17 protein-coding genes and 1 pseudogene are annotated in these 17,664 nt (G+C 72.8%); 11 read left to right on the top strand and 7 right to left on the bottom strand.

What is annotated here, in order from left to right; genetic code table 11:
* Nucleotides 1-42: 42 nt before the first annotated feature.
* Nucleotides 43-825, bottom strand: coding sequence for an SDR family oxidoreductase (locus ACIBM5_RS21160; protein ID WP_396008274.1), 783 nt, complete (start codon nt 823-825; stop codon nt 43-45).
* 426 nt (nt 826-1,251) lie between these two features.
* Here ACIBM5_RS21160 and surE point away from each other — a divergent pair, with 426 nt between their 5' ends.
* Nucleotides 1,252-2,205, top strand: a complete 954-nt coding sequence (surE, locus tag ACIBM5_RS21155) for a 5'/3'-nucleotidase SurE (protein WP_396008273.1) — start codon at nt 1,252-1,254, stop codon at nt 2,203-2,205.
* 287 nt (nt 2,206-2,492) lie between these two features.
* Here surE and ACIBM5_RS21150 read toward each other — a convergent pair whose 3' ends face one another.
* The gene (locus tag ACIBM5_RS21150) at nt 2,493-3,224 is read right to left on the bottom strand and encodes an acyltransferase (protein ID WP_396008272.1); all 732 of its coding nucleotides are present in this window, start codon (nt 3,222-3,224) and stop codon (nt 2,493-2,495) included.
* 195 nt (nt 3,225-3,419) lie between these two features.
* On the opposite strand from ACIBM5_RS21150, the gene ACIBM5_RS21145 reads away from it, so the two are divergent.
* Nucleotides 3,420-4,463 (top strand): alcohol dehydrogenase catalytic domain-containing protein, encoded by a 1,044-nt coding sequence (locus ACIBM5_RS21145; RefSeq protein WP_396008271.1) that lies wholly within the window; start codon nt 3,420-3,422, stop codon nt 4,461-4,463.
* Between the two features lie 261 nt (nt 4,464-4,724).
* The gene (locus ACIBM5_RS21140; protein ID WP_396008270.1) at nt 4,725-5,735 is read left to right on the top strand and encodes a YidB family protein; all 1,011 of its coding nucleotides are present in this window, start codon (nt 4,725-4,727) and stop codon (nt 5,733-5,735) included.
* Nucleotides 5,736-6,338: 603 nt separating this feature from the next.
* Here the strand turns inward: ACIBM5_RS21140 and ACIBM5_RS21135 are convergent.
* Both ACIBM5_RS21135 and ACIBM5_RS21130 read right to left on the bottom strand, forming a co-directional pair.
* The gene (locus ACIBM5_RS21135) at nt 6,339-7,640 is read right to left on the bottom strand and encodes a cytochrome P450 (protein WP_396008269.1); all 1,302 of its coding nucleotides are present in this window, start codon (nt 7,638-7,640) and stop codon (nt 6,339-6,341) included.
* 147 nt (nt 7,641-7,787) lie between these two features.
* Complete coding sequence (locus tag ACIBM5_RS21130) at nt 7,788-8,549, bottom strand: SDR family NAD(P)-dependent oxidoreductase (RefSeq protein ID WP_396008268.1); 762 nt, start codon at nt 8,547-8,549, stop codon at nt 7,788-7,790.
* Between the two features lie 213 nt (nt 8,550-8,762).
* Here ACIBM5_RS21130 and ACIBM5_RS21125 point away from each other — a divergent pair, with 213 nt between their 5' ends.
* The 3 genes from ACIBM5_RS21125 (at nt 8,763) to ACIBM5_RS21115 (ending at nt 11,873) form a co-directional block, all read left to right on the top strand.
* Complete coding sequence (locus ACIBM5_RS21125; RefSeq protein ID WP_391588198.1) at nt 8,763-9,272, top strand: MarR family winged helix-turn-helix transcriptional regulator; 510 nt, start codon at nt 8,763-8,765, stop codon at nt 9,270-9,272.
* Nucleotides 9,273-9,619: 347 nt separating this feature from the next.
* Nucleotides 9,620-11,146 (top strand): putative PEP-binding protein, encoded by a 1,527-nt coding sequence (locus tag ACIBM5_RS21120; RefSeq protein WP_396008267.1) that lies wholly within the window; start codon nt 9,620-9,622, stop codon nt 11,144-11,146.
* 148 nt (nt 11,147-11,294) lie between these two features.
* Nucleotides 11,295-11,873 (top strand): pyridoxamine 5'-phosphate oxidase family protein, encoded by a 579-nt coding sequence (locus tag ACIBM5_RS21115; RefSeq protein ID WP_396008266.1) that lies wholly within the window; start codon nt 11,295-11,297, stop codon nt 11,871-11,873.
* A 122-nt stretch (nt 11,874-11,995) separates the two neighbouring features.
* On the opposite strand, the gene ACIBM5_RS21110 is transcribed toward ACIBM5_RS21115, so the two are convergent.
* Entirely contained in the window at nt 11,996-12,673 is a 678-nt protein-coding gene (locus tag ACIBM5_RS21110; protein ID WP_396008265.1) for a hypothetical protein, read from the bottom strand.
* Between the two features lie 281 nt (nt 12,674-12,954).
* Between ACIBM5_RS21110 and ACIBM5_RS21105 the strand changes: the two are divergent.
* The 5 genes and pseudogenes from ACIBM5_RS21105 to ACIBM5_RS21085 form a co-directional block, all read left to right on the top strand.
* Nucleotides 12,955-13,406: pseudogene (locus ACIBM5_RS21105) on the top strand (beta-ketoacyl synthase N-terminal-like domain-containing protein); the annotation flags it as partial.
* 386 nt (nt 13,407-13,792) lie between these two features.
* Nucleotides 13,793-14,395, top strand: a complete 603-nt coding sequence (locus ACIBM5_RS21100; RefSeq protein WP_396008264.1) for a hypothetical protein — start codon at nt 13,793-13,795, stop codon at nt 14,393-14,395.
* Nucleotides 14,392-15,186: a 3-oxoadipate enol-lactonase gene (gene pcaD, locus ACIBM5_RS21095; protein WP_396008263.1), complete on the top strand. Its 795-nt coding sequence runs from the start codon at nt 14,392-14,394 to the stop codon at nt 15,184-15,186. Before ACIBM5_RS21100 ends, pcaD begins: the two co-directional genes overlap by 4 nt.
* A 52-nt stretch (nt 15,187-15,238) precedes the next feature.
* Nucleotides 15,239-15,400 carry a carboxymuconolactone decarboxylase family protein gene (locus ACIBM5_RS21090; protein ID WP_396008262.1) on the top strand — a complete coding sequence of 54 codons (162 nt, stop codon included), beginning with the start codon at nt 15,239-15,241 and terminating at the stop codon, nt 15,398-15,400.
* 56 nt (nt 15,401-15,456) lie between these two features.
* Nucleotides 15,457-15,969: an IclR family transcriptional regulator C-terminal domain-containing protein gene (locus ACIBM5_RS21085; protein ID WP_396008261.1), complete on the top strand. Its 513-nt coding sequence runs from the start codon at nt 15,457-15,459 to the stop codon at nt 15,967-15,969.
* Nucleotides 15,970-16,049: 80 nt separating this feature from the next.
* Here ACIBM5_RS21085 and ACIBM5_RS21080 read toward each other — a convergent pair whose 3' ends face one another.
* Complete coding sequence (locus ACIBM5_RS21080; protein WP_396008260.1) at nt 16,050-16,691, bottom strand: hypothetical protein; 642 nt, start codon at nt 16,689-16,691, stop codon at nt 16,050-16,052.
* Between the two features lie 125 nt (nt 16,692-16,816).
* Entirely contained in the window at nt 16,817-17,500 is a 684-nt protein-coding gene (locus tag ACIBM5_RS21075) for a hypothetical protein (RefSeq protein ID WP_396008259.1), read from the bottom strand.
* Nucleotides 17,501-17,664 lie beyond the last annotated feature (164 nt).

Here is a 17,664-nt window from a genome sequence, read left to right as displayed (position 1 = left end):
CCGAAATGAGGTTGAATTCCAGAGGTGGCACGCGTGGGGCGGCTACCGGACCACATGGCCCGCATTGACCAGAAGCATCTGGCCGGTGATGGCCTTGGCACGGTCCGAGAGGAAGAAGACGACGGCCTCGGCCACGTCGGCGTCGGTGGCCATTTCGGGCAGGGCCATCGGCGCCACGAGGCCGGCGAGGACTTCCGCGGCCGGCACCCCCGAGGCCTGTGCCTGGTAGTTCACGAAACCCTCCACCGGCGGTCCCCACATCCAGCCCGGGGCCACCGAGTTGACCCGGATCCGGTACGGACCCAATTCGTGCGCGAGGGCGTAGGTGGCGGAGGTGAGCCCGCCCTTGGAGGCGGCGTAGGCCATCTGCGGCGCCTGCGGCGGCGGGACCAACTGGGACTGGGTGGCGATGAAGACCACCGCGCCGCCGCCGGCCTTGAGCGCGGGCAGGGCGGCCTTGGTCATCGCCAGGCTGCCGACCAGGTTGACCTCGACCACCCGGCGCAACTCGGCGAAATCGGTTGCCTCCAGGCCGCCGAACACGGTGTCCAGCGCCGCGCAGTTGACCAGCCCGTCCACCGCGCCGAAGCGCTCCACGGCCAGCTCGACCAGGGCCCGACAGGTCTCGTGCTCGGTGATGTCGGTCACGGCCCAGGCGACCCGCTTGCCGGTGGGATCGACCTCCTCGGCGGCCTTGACCAGGTTGGCCTCGGTCCGCGAGCCGAGTACCACATTGGCGCCGTCGCGTGCGGCGGCCAGGGCCACCCGGCGGCCGAGACCCGGGCCCACGCCCGAGACGATCACGGTTTTGCCGTCCAGGATCATGGCAGCTCCGCCCACTGGTGCCGGCCGAGCCGGTCGACTTGGCTGATGATCCGTCAGATTACGTTCGGGGCAAGGGCTTTGGCCAGACCCGGGGGACGGGGGTGGCGGCACGGCGGCGAACCGCGCATCCGGACGAACCACCCGGCTCCGCCCATTGCAATGTCCGACCGATGACCCTATTTTCGCTATCCGCCGGCTGACACGTGTCGAATCGCAGGGTGCATTCCGTCCGATTCACCCCTCCGTACACGTTGTTCGACCCGAATTTCACTCGACCGTCCCGGTCGGGTCGGTAACGGGTTTCGTGCGGCCGGCTCCGCTGCACGCATTCACGCATTCACGCGTTCACGTACGAGACCCGAGTCGTCGAGCCCCACGGCGCGACGCTCCTCGGACGTGCGGACCTTCTTGCCTACGGAGGACGAGATGGCCAGTTTCGGCAGGAAACACGTGTTCACCCTCGCGGCGGGCGCCACCGCCGCCGCGCTGCTCGCGGCGAGCGCGCCCGTCGCCATGGCGAGCGACGACGCGCGCGACACCCAGGCTCCACGCCGGCTCAGCATCCTGATCAGCAACGACGACGGACAGCAGGGTCCGTTCATCCGCGCGTTGCAGCGGGCGCTCAAGGCGGCCGGCCACGACGCGGTGATCGTCGCGCCCGCCACCGATCAGTCCGGCAAGGGCACCGGGATCAATGCGACCCCCGGGTCGATCGTCAAGGCCGCCGAGGTCGAGCCGGGCATCTGGTCGGTCGAGGGCACCCCCGCCGACTCGGTCTCCTTCGCCCTCGCGAACGTGTTCCGGGACAAGAAGCCCGACCTGGTGGTCACCGGCATCAACCCGGGCCAGAACATCGGCGCGACCACGAACCACTCGGGCACGGTCGGCGCCTCGATCACGGCCGCGGAGAAGGGCATCCCGGCGGTCGCGTTCAGCGCCGAGTACAACATCGCCGATCCGCGCAATCCGTTCCCGCAGATGGCACAGGCGACGGCGTTCGCGACCCGGTTGGTGGACCGGCTCGCGGCCACCGCGAAGCGGACCGGGCCGGTGCTGCCCGTGCACACCACGCTCAACGTGAACTACCCGGCCAAGCCGACCGGCCGGGTGGAGACGACCAACGTGGGCGAGGCCGACGCGCTCAAGGTGAGCTACGTCAAGGACCCGTCCTGCGACACGTGCTACAAGCTCGATCTGGGCCTGGCCACGGGAGCGACCGAGCCGGTGCGCAACGCGGACACCACCGCGATCGCCCGGGGATCGGTGTCGATCTCGATGCTGGACGCGGACTGGACCGTGCCGGGTTGGCAGTGGGGTCAGCAGTCGCGCGTGTTGGACGCGGTGGGCGTGCAGCTGCGGCTGTCCGGTCTGAAGGCGTGACCTCGCGCTGATGGGGGCGGGGTCGGCTCGGGTCGGCCCCGCCTGTGGTGGGCGGTGGTGCCCGGCTTGGTGGGGCCGGCTCGGGTTCGGCGGGCGGTGATGCCCGGCTTGGTGGGGCCGGCCGGGGTCGGCGGGTAGCGGTGCCGAGTTTGGTGGGGCCGGGCCGGGCAGGGGTCGGCAGGGAGCGGTGCCCGGCTCGGTGGGCTGGGGTGTCGGGCTCGGCCGGGGTTTCACGTGGAACTCGGGCGATGGGCCGTCGCGGGGTCGGCGGGGGTCCGGGGTGGGGGCTACTGGCCGCCGGAGGCGTCGTACTCGGTCAGCAGGGCGACCAATTCGTCGTGGGTGATTCCGTCGGGGAGTGGTGTGGGGGTGTGCCGCAGCGGCGGGTCCCAGCCGGATTCGGTGCGCCGGCGGACCACCTTCGCGGGCACGCCCGCCACCACGCAGTGGTCGGGAACCGTGCCGCGGACCACCGAACCGGCGGCGACCACCACGTTCCGGCCGAGTTTGGCGCCGGGCAGGATGATCGCGCCCGCGCCGATCCAGCTGCCCGGGCCGATCTCCACGGTGTCGTTGATCGGCCACTGGGTGCCGATCGGTCGGTCCGGGTCGGCGTAGCTGTGGTTCTGGTCGGTGATGTAGATGTACGGCCCGGTCCACACGTCGTCCGCGATGGTGATCGAGCGGTGTCCGACGATGTGGCTGCCGCGCCCGATCGTGCACCGGTCGCCGATGGTGACCACCGCCGCCGTGCCCAGGTCGTGGCCCGGCGCCAGCCCCGCGGACAGCGTGACGTGTTCGCCGATGATGCAGCCGGCGCCCACCGTGATCCACTGCTCGCCGAAGACCGAGCCGACCGGGAAGGCGAGCTTGCTGCGCGCGCCCAACTCCCGGAAGTGGTAGGGGCCGGGCTGCTCCGGGGTGATCGAGGCGGCGCGTTGCAGCGCACGCCAGCCTCGGTGCGCCGCACGCGAGAGAGCGCCCCGGGCGTGCCCGCGCAGGGCTTGCGACAGCGACATGGAGATCACGGTACCGACGCTCGCGCGAGGGTCGGCCGGACGTGGGACGAACGTCACGCCGGGCCGATCCCGGCCGGTCCGGGGTTGGCTTCCGAGGGCTTCTGTAACAGTGTTACTGCCGCAGGTGGCAGCGTTACCGCCTGCCGAGTCCGGGCTTTCCGGTCTCGGGTGAGCGAACCAGCCAGGGGAGTGGACATGCGTGCCGTCGTCATCAACGGAACCCGGGACGTGAGTGTCGAGAAGGTCGCGGACCCGGTGCTCACCGGTCCGGACGGGGCGATCGTGCGGGTCGAGGCGAGTGCGGTGTGCGGCTCGGATCTGCACTTCTACGAGGGCGAGTTCCCGGCCGCCGGGTTGCGGCCGGGGCACGAGGTGGTGGGCACGGTGATCGAGACCGGCGCCGAGGTGGGCCGGATCGCGGTGGGCGATCGGGTCCTGGTGTCGCCCGTGCTCGGCTGCGGGCGGTGTGCGGGCTGCCGGGCGGGCAATGCGATCGACTGTGTCGGCGGCGGCATGCGGGTGCTCGGCGGCGACCTCGGGCTGCCCGGCGGCCATGCCGAGGCGGTGGCGATCCCGGCGGCCGACGCGTGGTTGCTGCCGGTGCCCGAGGACGTCGCGGTGGACCACGCGGTGCTGCTCACCGACGCCTTGCCGACCGGCTGGACGGCGGCGACCCGGGCCGACATCACGCCCGGCGCGACGGTGCTGGTGATCGGGCTCGGGCCGGTCGGCCTGTACGCCCTCCAGGCGGCCCAGGTGCTCGGCGCGGGCCGGATCCTGGCCGCCGACCGGGTGCCGGAGCGGCTCGCGATGGCCGAACGCCTCGGCGCGGAGCCGATCGACGCGGGCTCGGGCGACCTGGTCCAGCAGGTCATGGCGGCCACCGGCGGCCGAGGTGCGGACGCGGTGATCGAGGCGGTCGGGCAGGACGCGACGCTGGCCGCGGCGATCGCCTCGGTGCGCACGTCGCGCACCGTCTCGGTGGTCGGCGTGGACGCGAACTTCGCATTCCCGCTCGCCGTTCCGCTGCTGATCATCCGCAACGTGACGCTGCGCTTCAGCACGGCGCCGGTGGCCTCCACCTGGCCGACGCTGATCCCGCTGATCCGGCACGGCCGACTCGTCCCGGTGGACGTATTCACCCACCGGCTGCCACTGACCGAGGCCGCGCACGGCTACCGCACCTTCGCCGACCGTACGGACGGCTGCCTCAAGGTGCTGTTCGACCCGACCTGCTGACGGGGTGCCGCTCCGGCGGTCCGGGCGGTGGCCCGACACTCCGTTCGTCGAGCGACGGGCGGGTCTGTCGTCGGGGCGGGCAGGCGGGCGTCGAGGTGGCGGGGGAGTGGTCCGACGCCCGGTCGGTGCGCACCGCGGGCCCGTCGGGATGGGCTGCCGGGTCGCCCGATGGGCCTACTGCCGACGTGCCCACCGCCAAGTTCTGTCCTATTTACCCCACTATGGGAGCCGGATACGGCGACCTGCGCAGGGAGAAGACGGATGAGCAGCGGCGAAATGGGCCTTCCCGGTGGACTCGGCGGCCTGCTGGGCGGCCTTCTCGGTGGGCGGGGCGGCAGCGGGGACCAGGGGCTGGTTCGGGTGGTGCTGGGCATGCTGACCAAGCAGGGCGACTCCGGCGGGCTGGGTACGTTGTTGCACACGCTCCGAGCCGGCGGCCTGGGCGAGCAGGTCGAGTCATGGGTGGAGACCGGTCGCAATCAGCCCGTGAGTGGCAAGGAGCTCACCGACGCGCTCGGTGAGGAGGAGATGATCCGCCTGGCCGGCCAGGCCGGGATGACCAAGGAGGAGACCGCCGCGGCGCTCGCGGCGACGTTGCCGCGGGTGGTGGACGCGGTGACGCCCGAGGGCGAGGTGCCGGCCGCCGAGCAGATCGATGCGCTGATCGACCCGACGGCGACCCCGGCGGCGACGGCCCCGGGCGGACCGGTGGAGCGAGTCGGGGCCGAGGCGCCCACCGAAGGCACGCCCCCGACCACCCCGGGCGGGCCGGAGGCCCGGGAGGGAGAGAAGGCCGAAGCGGCCGGCGGGGCGGAGGCCAAGCCCGTACCCGGTGAATCCAAGGCCAAGGCCAAATCCGGCTCTGGCACCGGCACCGGCACCGGCACCGGCACCGGCGCCGGGACCGGGACGGACGCCAAGCCCGGATCCGCATCCGCCGTCGAAGCCGAGCCCGGTCCCGCATCCGGCGCCAAGCCCAGGCCCAAGCCCGGGCCGTCCGGGAGCAAGCCCAAGCCCGGGCCTGCGTCCGGGAGCAAGTCCGGGCCTGCGTCCGGGTCCGGCGCCGAGCGCAAGCCCGAGCCCCCCGCCGGGAGCAAGCCCAAGCCGGGGCCTGCGTCCGGGGCGAACTCCGGATCCGCGTCCGGGACCGAGGCCAAGCCCGGTCCCGCGTCCGAGCCCAAGCCCGGGCCCAAGCCCGGGCCCGCTTCCAAGTCCGGGTCCGGGTCCGCATCCGACGCCAAGCCCGGTCCCGCACCCGGGGCCAAGCCCTAGCCCGGTCCCGCACCCGGGGCCAAGCCCTAGCCCGGTCCCGCACCCGGGGCCAGGCCCGCATCCCGTGAGGCCAAGCCGGCCCCATCCGACGCCACCCACCACCCGACGTCGACCCCGGCACCCCGACCCGCTGCCCCCGGCAGGCGCGACTCGCCGCATCCCGAGCCCGGCGCCGAGCGTCGGTGTCCGCGCGTGCCTTCGCGTCCGACATCGGCCTTCGTCGGCCTTCGGTGTGTGCCTTCGTGCCCGGCGTCGGTTCCGCGTGCGGCCCCGCTGCCCCCGGCAGGCTCGACTCGCCGTTCCCGAGCCCGGCGCCGAGCGTCGGTGTCCGCGCGTGCCTTCGCGTCCGACATCGGCCTTCGTCGGCCTTCGGTGTGTGCCTTCGTGCCCGGCGTCGGTTCCGCGTGCGGCTTCGTGCCCCGCGTCGGCCTTCCGCGTGCCCGGCGTCGGTGTTCGTGCACGGCTTCGCGCCCGGCGCCGGACTCCGCGCGCGCCTTCGCGTCCTGCGTCGGTTTTCGCGTGCGCCTTCGCGCCCTGCGCCACACCCAGGCGGAGCCTGCGGGTGTTCCCGCGCCCCGCGCCCCGCCCAGCCCAACCCCGACGTCAGCTCCGTTGGGTCGGGGTGAACTCGCAGGTCATGTGTTTGATGCCGTTGATGAAGCTGGAGCGCAGTCGCTGGGGTTCGCCGGTTACCCGGATGTCCGGCAGTCGGGCCAGCAACTCTCGGAACAGCAGGGTGATTTCGCGGCGGGCCAGGTGCGCGCCGAGGCAGAAGTGCGGGCCGCGGGCGCCGAAGCCGACGTGCGGGTTCGGGTCGCGGGTGAGGTCGAACCGTCCCGGGTCGGCGAACACCGCCTCGTCCCGGTTCGCCGACCAGTAGAACAGCAGCAGCTTGTCGCCGTCGCGCACCTGTTTGCCGTTCAGGTCGGTGTCCCGGGTGGCGGTGCGCCGCATCCACACCACGGGGGACGCGAGTCGCACGATCTCCTCCACGGCGGTCGGTGCGTACCGCTCGAAGTCCGAGAGCCAGAGCCGGTGTTGATCGGGATTCTCGGTCAGCAGCCACAGTCCGTGCGAGATCGCGTTGCGGGTGGTCTCGTTGCCTGCGGTCAGCAACAGGATGAAGAACGAGGCGAGTTCGTCCGCCGTCAGGTTCTCCCCGTCGATCTCCGCGTTCACCAGCGCCGAGGTGACGTCCTCGGTGGGGGTGCCGCGCCGGAACTCGGCCAGGTCCTTCATCAGTTCGGCGAGTTCGGCACCCGCGGTGAGCAGCGCCTCGATGTGGCCGCCGCCCTCCTGGGGCACGTACTCCGGGTCCGCGACACCGAGGATCACGTTCGAGCGGTCGAAGACGAAACGATGATCCTTCTCCGGTACGCCCATCATGTCGCAGATGACCCGGAGCGGCAGCCGGGCCGCGACGTCGGTGACGAAGTCGCACGAGCCGCGCTCGGCCACCTCGTCGACGATCGTTCTGGCGGTGCGGTCCACGTCGTCCGAGAACTTCTTGATCATCCTGGGCGTGAACGTGCGGGCGACGATCCGGCGCAGCCGCTGGTGCCGGGGGTCGTCCATTTCGATCATCGAGCCGAAGAACTCACCGAACCCCGGGGGGAAGTCGGGGATGTGGGTCGCACCGCGACCCGAGCAGAAGTCCTCGGGTCGGCGGGTGGCCTCCGCGACGTCCGCGTGCCGGGTCAGCGCCCAGAAACCGGGGCCGGGCTCCAGCGGGCTCTCCGGCTCCGGGTAGTACGGCATCGGCCACGTCTCGCGCAGGTGCGCGAAGCCTGCCGCGCGGGCGGCCAGGGGCCCCGACCAGAAGTCCAGGTCGGCGAGCGGGACCTGCGCGGGCCAGGTCCGGGGGTTGGGGTCGGTGGTGGTCGGTCCAGCCGTCTCGGCCGTCATGCCGGTCACTCCGATCACGCGTTGTTACTCGCGGGTTCGGTATCAGTGCAGCACACATGCGTTCGCCGATCCAGGGCTCCCGGGCGAACTGTGGCCTCCCGGGCGGTCCGCCCCCAGGTGGTCCGGGCGCTCGGATGACCCGGCCTCTCAGGTGGTGATCGCGCCGCCGTTGACCTGGATGGTCTGGCCGGTGATCCACGCGGCCTCGTCGGAGGCGAGGAAGACGCAGGCCGCGCCCGCGTCCTCGGGGGTGCCGAGTCGGCCGACCGGGATGTGCTTGGCCTGGTCCGCGGTGTGCGCGAGTTCGCGGCCGCTGGGACGGGGATCCATCAGGCCCAGGGCGATGGTGTTCGCGGTGACGCCGTCGCGGGCGCTCTCCATCGCGAGGTGGCGCATGAACGCGATGGCGCCGCCCTTCGCGGCTCCGTACAGCGAGATGCCGAACGACTGGCCGCTGACACCCGCGGCCGATGCGATGGTGATCACCCGCCCGAAACGGCGCGCACACATCCCGTCCAGCACCGCCTTCGTGCAGGCCATCACACCGAACAGGTTGACGTCGGCGAAGCGTTGCCAGTCCTCGGGCACGCTCCGGCGGAATGTGGTCGGGCGAAAGCCCTCGGCGCCGCCGTTGCCCGCGTTGTTGACCAGGATGTCGATCGGGGCGACGGTGCGTTCGAAGGTGCGTACGGCCAGGAGTGCGGCCTGCGGGTCGGTCACGTCGAACGCGGCGGTGAAGGCCCGACCGCCGGCGTCGCGGATCGCGGCGCACGTGTGTTCGGCGCGCTCGGGGTCGAGGTCGTTCACCGCGACGACCGCGCCCTGCGCGGCGAGCAGGCGGGCGATGCCCGCGCCGACGCCCTGGCCCGCACCGGTGACCATTGCCGACCTGCCGTCGAGTGCGAACACGCGGGCCCCCCGGGGTGATCGATGAGCTCGACGGCGGCGCTCGCGCACGGCGTCGATCTTGACGCGCGCAGCCAACCACCGGCCTCTACACGTGTCAATGCTGGACTCCATCAATTACCTTCTGTGGGTCGGGACACACACCTAGACTGTGGAACGCCCGCCTCCGCCATACGAAACCGTATTGCGTTGCTTCCCCTCCGGAGGACTCGCCCAGTGCCCCCGTCAGCCGAGTCGCCCACTCCCTCCTCGGAACGACACGAGTCGCGGCATCACGTCCAGACCGCGCTCGAACGCCTGATCCGACTCCAGCAGAGCCGCCGCGTGCACGGCGAACTCACCAGCGCCTCGCGCGCACAGGTCTCGCAGCCCGCGGTGGTGTTGCTGACCCGGTTGCAGGCGGGCGGCGGCGGGTTGGCCATCGGCGATCTGGCCAAGCTCGCCCGGATGGACATGTCGCTGGTCAGCCGGGAGTTGCGCAAGCTGGAGGCGGACGAACTGGTCACCCGGACCACCGACGCGCGCGACGGCCGGATCACCCGGGTGGGACTGACCCCCAAGGGCCGCGGCGTGGTCCGCCGGTTGCGCCGGGTGCGCGACCGGCACTTCGAGGAGGCGCTGTCCGGCTGGACGGACGACGACCTCGCCACGCTCGGTGCGCTGATGGGCCGCTTCGTGGACGACCTGTCCGCGGTTCGCTACCGCGAGGCCGACGAGCCCGGCTGAGCCGGCGCACCCGAGCGAGTACGAGCGCACCCGAGCGAGCCCGAGCGGGTCCGGCCGAGTCCGCGCCCGTGTCCCCCACTTCCCCCTTCGTGCGCCCCACCGTCCCCATCCGTCCCCTTTGCGTGCGGCCGGGCTGGACACGGTCCGTGTGTCCAGCAGACTGTGTCGCGAGACCGGGCGGTTGTCTTGCGCCGGGTCGAACCGGTGTCGTGCCGGCAACCGTTACCGGTCGCGGCGCCTGCGCGCCCACCGGCGCGCGCCGACGTGCGGCGGTTGGACGACGTGGGAAGAAGGGGACGCACCGTGGGAGAGCTGCACTGGGCCGGTCGCGACCGTGCCCGGGTCGCATGAGCGCGGTACTGCGCGGCACGGGGGCCGCGCCGGGCTCCGCGGTCGGCCGGCTCGTGGTGGCCCGGGTCGGTGCGGGCGGTGTGCCGACCCCGGCGGCGCCGGCCGACATCCCGGAGGCGCTGGACACCGTGGCCCGGCACATGGACGACCTGGCCGGCGCACTGCGCACCCGCGGTCGGCCGGCGGAGGCGGACATCGTCGAGTTCGCCGCCCTGATCGCACGGGATCGGGAACTGCGTGACGGCGCCGCGCGACACCTCGCGGCGGGCCTGGCGCCGATCGACGCGCTGGCCGCGGCCGTACACGACTTCGCCGACCTGCTGGCCGGCTTCGACGACGAACTGATCGCCGAGCGTGCGGTGGACGTGCGCGACGTGGGCCGGCAGGCCGAGGCGCTGCTGCGCGGCGAGGACCCGACCGGCGGGCAACTCCCGGGCGGCGCACCGGCGGTGCTGGTCGGCGCGGAGCTTGCGGCGATGGACCTGCTGCGCGGCCCGCAGCCGGCCGCGGCGGTCTCCGAGCGGGGCGGGCCGACCGGGCATCTGGCCATCGTGGCAAGGTCGTTGGGGATACCGCTGGTCTTGGGCATCCCGGTGGACGCGCTGGCCGAGCTGGCCGAGGACCTGATCCTGGTGGACGGCGAGGCGGGCACGGTCGAGGCCAACGCCGGCGCACGGGTGCGCACCATCCCGGCGCCTCGGCGGGTGCCCGGTGGCGGTGCGGGGCAGGCGATGACCCGGGACGGGCGGCGGATCCGGGTCCGGGCGAACGTGGCCACCGTCTCGGACGCGCTCGCGGCGGCCGAGGCCGGCTCCGAGGGGGTCGGCCTGCTGCGGACCGAACTACCGTTCCTCACCGAGGAGTCGGGCTGGCCGGACGAGGAACGGCAGGTGGCCGTGCTGGCACCGGTACTGGCCGCGGTGCCGCCGGGTCCGGTCGTGGTGCGCACGCTGGACTTCACCGGCGACAAACGGCCGCCGTTCCTGCGCGATCGGCGTATCACGCTGCCCGGATCGGACGCCCTGACCGCGCAGTTGCGCGGCATCATGCGCGCGGCGGCGGAGACGGGCGTCGAGGTCGCGCTGTTGTTGCCGATGGTCGACCATCCCCGGCGGATCAAGCACGTTCGCGGGCTGCTCGCCGCCGCGTGTGCGGAACTGGGGCTGGCCCCGCCGCCGTTGGGCGCGATGGTGGAACTGCCCCAGGTGCTCGACCAGGTGGACGACCTCGCCGAGCACGCCGACTTCCTGTCGCTGGGCACCAACGACCTGACCTCCCGGCTGCTCGGACTGAGCCGGGACGACCCGCGGCTGACCCCCGCCTCGGCGGCGCATCCGCGGGTGTTGCACGCCATCGCGCAGACCATCCGGGCCGGGCACGCGCGCGGTCGCGCGGTGTCGCTGTGCGGGGACGCCGCGGCGGATCCGGCGGTGCTGCCGCATCTGGTCCGGCTCGGCTGCGACGCGGTGTCGGTGGCGCCCACCGCGCTGTCCCGGGTGCGAGCGGCGGTGCGGGCGTACTGAGACGCGCCGTCCCGGGACGGCGGCGGGGCGGCCGGGACGGCGGGGGGCGGCCGGGCGGGCCGGCTCCCGAAATCGGGCGGGGTGTCCGTGGATCGAGATCTCGGACGATTCGATGGGGTCGGTCGAGGCCGGCCCGGATAATGCGGACATGGGAAAGACGTATGCGCACATGGAAGGCCGCCTGCGAGCGTTCATCGAGGCCCAGCCGGTCTTCTTCGTGGCGAGCGCGCCGCTCGCCGAGGACGGGCACGTCAACGTGTCGCCGAAGGGCCGCTCCGGCACGCTCGCCGTGCTGGACGACACGACGGTGGCCTACCTGGACTTCGGCGGCAGCCACGCCGAGACCATCGCGCACCTGCGGGAGAACGGCCGGATCACGCTGATGTGGTGCGCGTTCGAGGGCCCGCCGAAGATCGTCCGGGTGCACGGGGTCGGCGAGGCGGTCTTCCGCGACGATCCGCGCTTTCCCGACCTGGTGGCCCGGTTCGGCGACGCGGACGCGGGCGGACTGCGAGCGGTCGTGGTGGTGCGCGCGACGCTGATCAGCGACACCTGCGGCTACGCGGTCCCGTTCATGGACTACCGCGAGGAGCGCACGCTGCACGAGGAGTTCATGTCCCGCAAGACCGACGCGGAGTTCGTCGAGTACACCGGCAACAAGCCTTACAACGCCGCGAGCATCGACGGCCTGCCCGCCGTCCCGCTGCCCCTTCCCCAGCGCGGCTAGGGTCTGCGCGGCCGGGTTCCGTCCGGCGCGCCGGTCCGCCACGCGGCGGGGCGGCGCCGGGACGTCGGGCGCGCCGGATCGACGCCTGCCGCCGGGGGCGTGAGCAGGCGGGGTGGGGCGGGTCAGCCGGTGTGCGGGCCGCCCTGTTGGGGGTATTGCGCGTACGGGTTCGGGGTCTGGGGCGGGTAACCGGCGGGAGGCTGCGGCGGCCCGGCCGGGTACGGGTTCGCGGCCTGCGGCGCCTGGGGGGTCTGGCCCGGGTACTGGTTCGGGTACTGGTGCGGCGGTTGCGTCGGCTGCGGCGGCTGCGGACCCTGGCCCGGGTACTGGTTCTGCTGGGGTGCGTGCTGGTTGGGGACCTGGGCGCCGTACGGCTGCTGTTGGCCGCCGGAGGCGTTGTACGCGTCGATCAGGAAGCGGAAGATCCATTCGCCCTCGGCGCGCCAGGGGCGGGGGAAGTTGAGCTTGGCGGGGCGATCCCGGCCGGGGAACCAGAAGTGCATCCGGCTCCAGGTCGCGTTGATCTTCAACTCGGAGACCAGCGCGCCGGCCTGGGCGTGGGTCAGCGCGTAGGCGACCTCCTTGGGCCTGCTGGAGAGCGCGCTCGCCTTGTGGAACATCACCCCCTGCCGGGTGACCGTCAGGAAGTAGTAGTCGGACATCGACGCCCCGATCAATGCGCCGATCGCACCGAACAGCGCGAACAACATCGGGTTCGGGCCGCGGACCACGAACATCGTGGCGAGCGGCTGATCACCCGGGTTGGCCGCGGCCACCGCCTCCGCGATCTGCCGTTGCATCGTTTGCCTTGCGCACCGCCATGTGCGTCGCCTCCCCGTGGAGCCACGCCGCGGTTGCGGCAGGGCGATCAGAGGCTAGCGCCTGGCCCGGCACTGGGCGATCGGCTTCCTTTGAGGTGCGACCCCGGCCCGGTGGTCGCGGTCGGGCAAAAATCCCGGGATCGAACCGGGTGCTCCGGGGCACCGGCTTCTGCTGAGCGGAATGCGAGCGGCCCGCGGCGGGTGGCGACCGGGCACCGTGTGCGGGAGGGACACCGCCGCCGGCACAGAGGGGAGACCGCGTGAACGGGCTCAGGGACGTCTATCTCGTGGACGCCGTACGCACGCCCATCGGCCGCTACGGCGGTGCGCTCGCCGAGGTGCGGCCGGACGACCTGGCCGCGTCCGTGCTGCGCGCGGTGGTCGACCGTACGCCCGACCTGGACCCCGCGCGGATCGACGACGTGGTGTTCGGCGCCGCCAACGGCGCCGGCGAGGACAACCGGGACGTGGCGCGGATGGCCGTGCTGCTCGCGGGCCTGCCGACCTCGGTGCCCGGCGTGACGGTGAACCGGCTGTGCGGATCCGGCCTGGAGGCGGTGAGCCCCAGGCGGCGCGCGACGTCGCGGTCGGTGACGCGTCGATCGTGGTCGCGGGCGGCGTCGAGTCGATGTCGCGCGCGCCGTGGGTGCCGGCCAAGCCCGGCAGGGGTTACCCCGCCGGCCCCGAGATCCTGCACTCGACCACGCTCGGCACGATCACCGCCGGCAACGCCTGTCCGACAGGCCGACGCGGCGGGCCGATTCCCGCGCGCGCAGGGTTCGTTCGCGCGCGACGGCGGCACGTTCACCGGGTGGGGCAGGGCGGCGGTGGACCGGCTCGGGAGGTACGCGTTCAACACCGTGCGGCCCGGCGCGCCGAGCGGTACCGCGAACCCGTATCCGGCGATGTCGGTGTTCGCGCGCGGCATGTCGCGCAGGGCGGTCACGCGGGTGTACTTCCCCGAGGACGACCGGCACGCGGATCCGCTCTTCGCACTGGTTCCGCCGAGTCGGCATGAGACGCTGATCGCGGTGCGGGAGGAATCGGGCTCCTACCGCTTCGACGTGCACATCCAGGGTGAGCAGGAGACCGTTTTCCTTGCTGTTTGACGCTGATTCAGCCGATGCGGTCGACGCCGGGCTGCTGGAGCCGGTCCGGGCCGGGACCGCGGTCGAGGCCGGCTCCCGGGCCCGGTTCGACGCGCTGGACCTGGCCCGCCGGGCGCGCGGCGCGGGCAACCCGGTCGTACCGCTGGTGCGCGAGTCGACCGCGGCGGTCCGGGCACTCGACCCGGCCGGCGCCGAGCACGAGCGTCCGGCCGGCGCGTGGCACGCCGAGTGGCAGCCGCTGCGCGCGGCGCTGCGGCCGGCCGGCGGCGCGGCCGAGACGGCGGCCGAACCGGCCGAGGGGCTGGAGGTCCTCCCGGACCGGATGCGAGCCGACCTGGAGCCGACCGGCGGGCGGATCGTGTCCGAGCGGCCGGCCGGCGAGTCGACCGCGGAATTCGGCAACGAGGCGGCGCGAAGCCTGCTCACCGACGCATCCGGGACCTCGGCGCGGACCGGCCGGCCCCTTCGTGATCTGCTGGGGCGGTTGGACGAGGCGGTTTTCGACCCGGCCGCCTACATCGGCTCGGCCCCGGCTCTGATCGACCGGGCGCTCGCGCACCATCGCACCGTGCTCCAAGAGAAGGACCAATGACGATCGCCACGCTCAACCACCGCTTCGACGGCCCGGCCGACGCCCCGGTGTTGATCCTCGGCCCCTCGCTGGGCACCGAACTGGGCATGTGGGACACGCAGATCCCGGAGCTGTCCCGGCACCACCGGGTACTGCGCTACGACCTGCGCGGACACGGCAGGTCCCACCCGGTACCGGGCACGGCGTCGGTCGGCGACCTGGTCGGCGACGTGCTCACGTTGGCCGACTCGTACGGCATCAAGCGGTTCGCCTATGCCGGTGTCTCGCTCGGCGGCGCGGTCGGCCTGTGGATGGGCGTGCACCATTCCGAGCGGCTGACCGCCCTGATCGCGTGCTGCTCCTCGGCGCGCTTCGGCGAGCCGCAGGCGTGGCTGGACCGGGCCGCGACGGTGCGCTCGCAGGGCATGCGGCAGCTGGCCGACACGGTGATCCAGCGCTGGTTCACGCCCGAGTACGTGCGGCGCGAGCCGGCGGCCGTGCAGCGGATCCTGGACATGTTGTACGCGTGTCCGCCGGAGGGGTACGCGGGCTGCTGCGATGCGCTGGCGCGCTACGACCTGCGTGCGGAGCTGGGCCGGATCGACGTGCCCACGCTGGTGATCGGCGCGGAGCGGGATCCGTCGACGCCGCTCGAACACGCACGCGAGCTGGCGGCCGGGATTCCCGGGGCGACGCTGGTCGAGGTCGCCGACGCGGCGCACCTGGCGAACATCCAGCAGGCGGAGACGGTCACCTCGGCGATGGATGCGCATCTGGCGGCGGCGCGCTCCCGCCTGGCGGCGGAGGCCTGAGGATGAGCCACGCAGCTGCATCACGCTCACGGCGCTGGTCGCGCACAACCACATGGACGAGCTCGCGATGCACCTTCGCGCGGCGCGCACGAATGGGTTGAGCTGGGACGAGATCAAGGAGGTCTTGTTGCAGACAGCGATCTATTGCGGGGTGCCGGCGGCGAACAGTGCCTTTGCGGTGGCGCAACGGGTGCGCACGGAGTTGGGCGAGTAGGCCTCGGCCTGCGGCCGGCCCTTGTCCTCAAACGCCGGACGGGCTGATGGGGTTGGGTGCCCCGGTGTACGTCGGTCTTGTGCGGGCTTGGGCTGTGCTCGAACGCCGGACGGGCTGGTGTCGGCGGGTTCGGGGATCGGCTGCGGTTGGGGGGCTGTGGGCGGCTCGCTGGTCGGCTTCGCCGGCTCGCGCACGCGCCCAGGCAATTGCGCGAGCGGGTGCTGACCGAGGCGCACGCGCCGCACACGACGCGCACCATCACCGACCCGGACCGGCTGCGCGAGTGCCTGGCCGAGATCCGCCGTACGGGCGTGGCCACCACGTCCGGCGAGATGACCGTCGGCACGCACTCGGCGGCGGCGCCGATCCGGGACCGGCACGACACGGTGGTCGCCGCGCTGTCGTTGGTGACCGGACGCCGTACGGCCGACCTGCGTCGGCTGGTCCCGACCGTGACGACCGCCGCCAGGGCCCTGTCACGGGAAGTGGCCCGGCACTGGACCGGGAGCGGGGACATCGGCGGGGACGCGGACATGCGTGCGGGCGGGGACTGTCACCCACGTGGGTGAGAATCCCCGCCCCTGGCGCCGCGTGTGCGGTCGCGCCCTGTGCCCGGTGCCCCGTGCCCGATGGCTCGGGGCTCGTGCGCTCAGAGCTTGAGCATGCTCTGCAGGAACGTCCGGTACTTGTGCAATGCGAGCCGCAACTGCTCGGTGTCCCCGCCGGCAGTGCGCTTGGTCTGCTCCAGTTCGGTGCGTCGGGTCTGAATCGAGTCGGTCACCAGCTTGGTGACCTGGGCCGCGATGTCGTCCGCCTCCGAGACGGCGTCCGAGGGGCTGTCCACGAATCCGGCGAGTGCCTCGCGGAAGCGGTGGTTGAGCTCCTCGGCGGCGGCCCGGTCGAACATGGCCGCATCGTCGTCGTGGACGTCGTCGTTGCCTCGACGGCCGGAATCGTCCGTCCGGGTCCGGTCCTTGGTGGACTCGGCGCCGGCAGTCGTGCTTCGCGGACCGGCCCCGGCCGGCGGGCTCGTCGGCGGTGGCGGCGGCGTGTCACGGCCGGTCCGGGGTGCCGGGTGCACGGTGGTGCCGTAGGGCTCCGCCTGGTCGTGCTGCTGGTGCGGCATGGCACGGGCGGGCGACTCGGGCGGGCTGTCCACGCTCGGACCGGGGCCGTCGGTGACCCTGGCCTGGCGGGCGGCGCGGTCTCGTTCGTCGCGCTCGACTATGGGTGCGTCGTCCCGGCCGGGACCGGAAGCGCCCGGCCCGTTCGGGAAGTTCTGCTTGCGCATCGGTGTGGTCCTCTCGTCCGGTACGACGGATGTCGCGCCGCTGCGCGAGACGTCCCGGTGAGGACGCCCCGGCGGGTGAATCCCTTGTGGCGGCCCGGCCGACGTGGTGTCGGCCGAGCCGAAGATCAGCGCTGTTCGGGCTTCGAGGCATCCAGCCGGGGCGAGTTCGCCTCGCCCGGCGCGGCCTGCCACTGGTCGGTGTGCCCGTCGTGCGTCGTGGGGGCCGGGTCGGCGGAGTCGGACGTCGAGGTGGTGCCGCCGCGACGCGGCCGGTAGGGCTGCCCCAGCAGATCGTCGAACAGGGCGCGGTGGTGGATCATCGCCTGGCGCAGGTCCTCGGTCTCGGCCTCGCCGGCTTCACTGCGCCGGGCGATGTCGTGCGCCTTGCGGTAGTGGTCCAGGGTGTGCCCGTGCTCGACGGACAGCAGCTCCATGCGCTTGTCGTGCGCGCCGGTGGGGTAGCCGCGTTCGTGCATCAGCCGGGTGATCAGTTCGTCCGCCTCCTGCACCGCGTCGTCGGGAGCGTCGACGAACCGCTCCTGGACCGCGGTCCACTCGGTGGCGTACTTCTCCCGTGCGGCGGGGTCCAGCGGCTTGAGCGTGAGTTCGCTGTGCCGACGCTCGCGCTCGACCAGGTTGCGCTCGGCCTCGCGCCGGTCGCCGTACTGCTCGACGGCCCGGTCGTACTCGGGGCCGAATCGAGCCTGAAGGTGCCTGCGCCGCAACATCGGACGGCCCGCGAAGAAGGCCGCGGCGGCGAGGACGACGACGATCACCACGATCAGGATGACGGTCGCTGTCGTGTTCACGGGAACTCCCAAATGGGTTGGGTCTCGGATCGTGCATTTAGGTATAACAGCGGACGCACTCCGTATATCGGGGGTTTCCGCTCATGCTCGACGTCTCATGCCTTGCCTGGTCTGGGCAGACCAAACGCCGCCCACGGATCGGGTTTCCGGCCACCGGAAGGCGA

Origin of the sequence: Embleya sp. NPDC050493 (genome assembly GCF_044458105.1) — a bacterium.
GTDB lineage: Bacteria > Actinomycetota > Actinomycetes > Streptomycetales > Streptomycetaceae > Embleya.
This window is presented reverse-complemented; position numbering and strand designations above follow the sequence as displayed.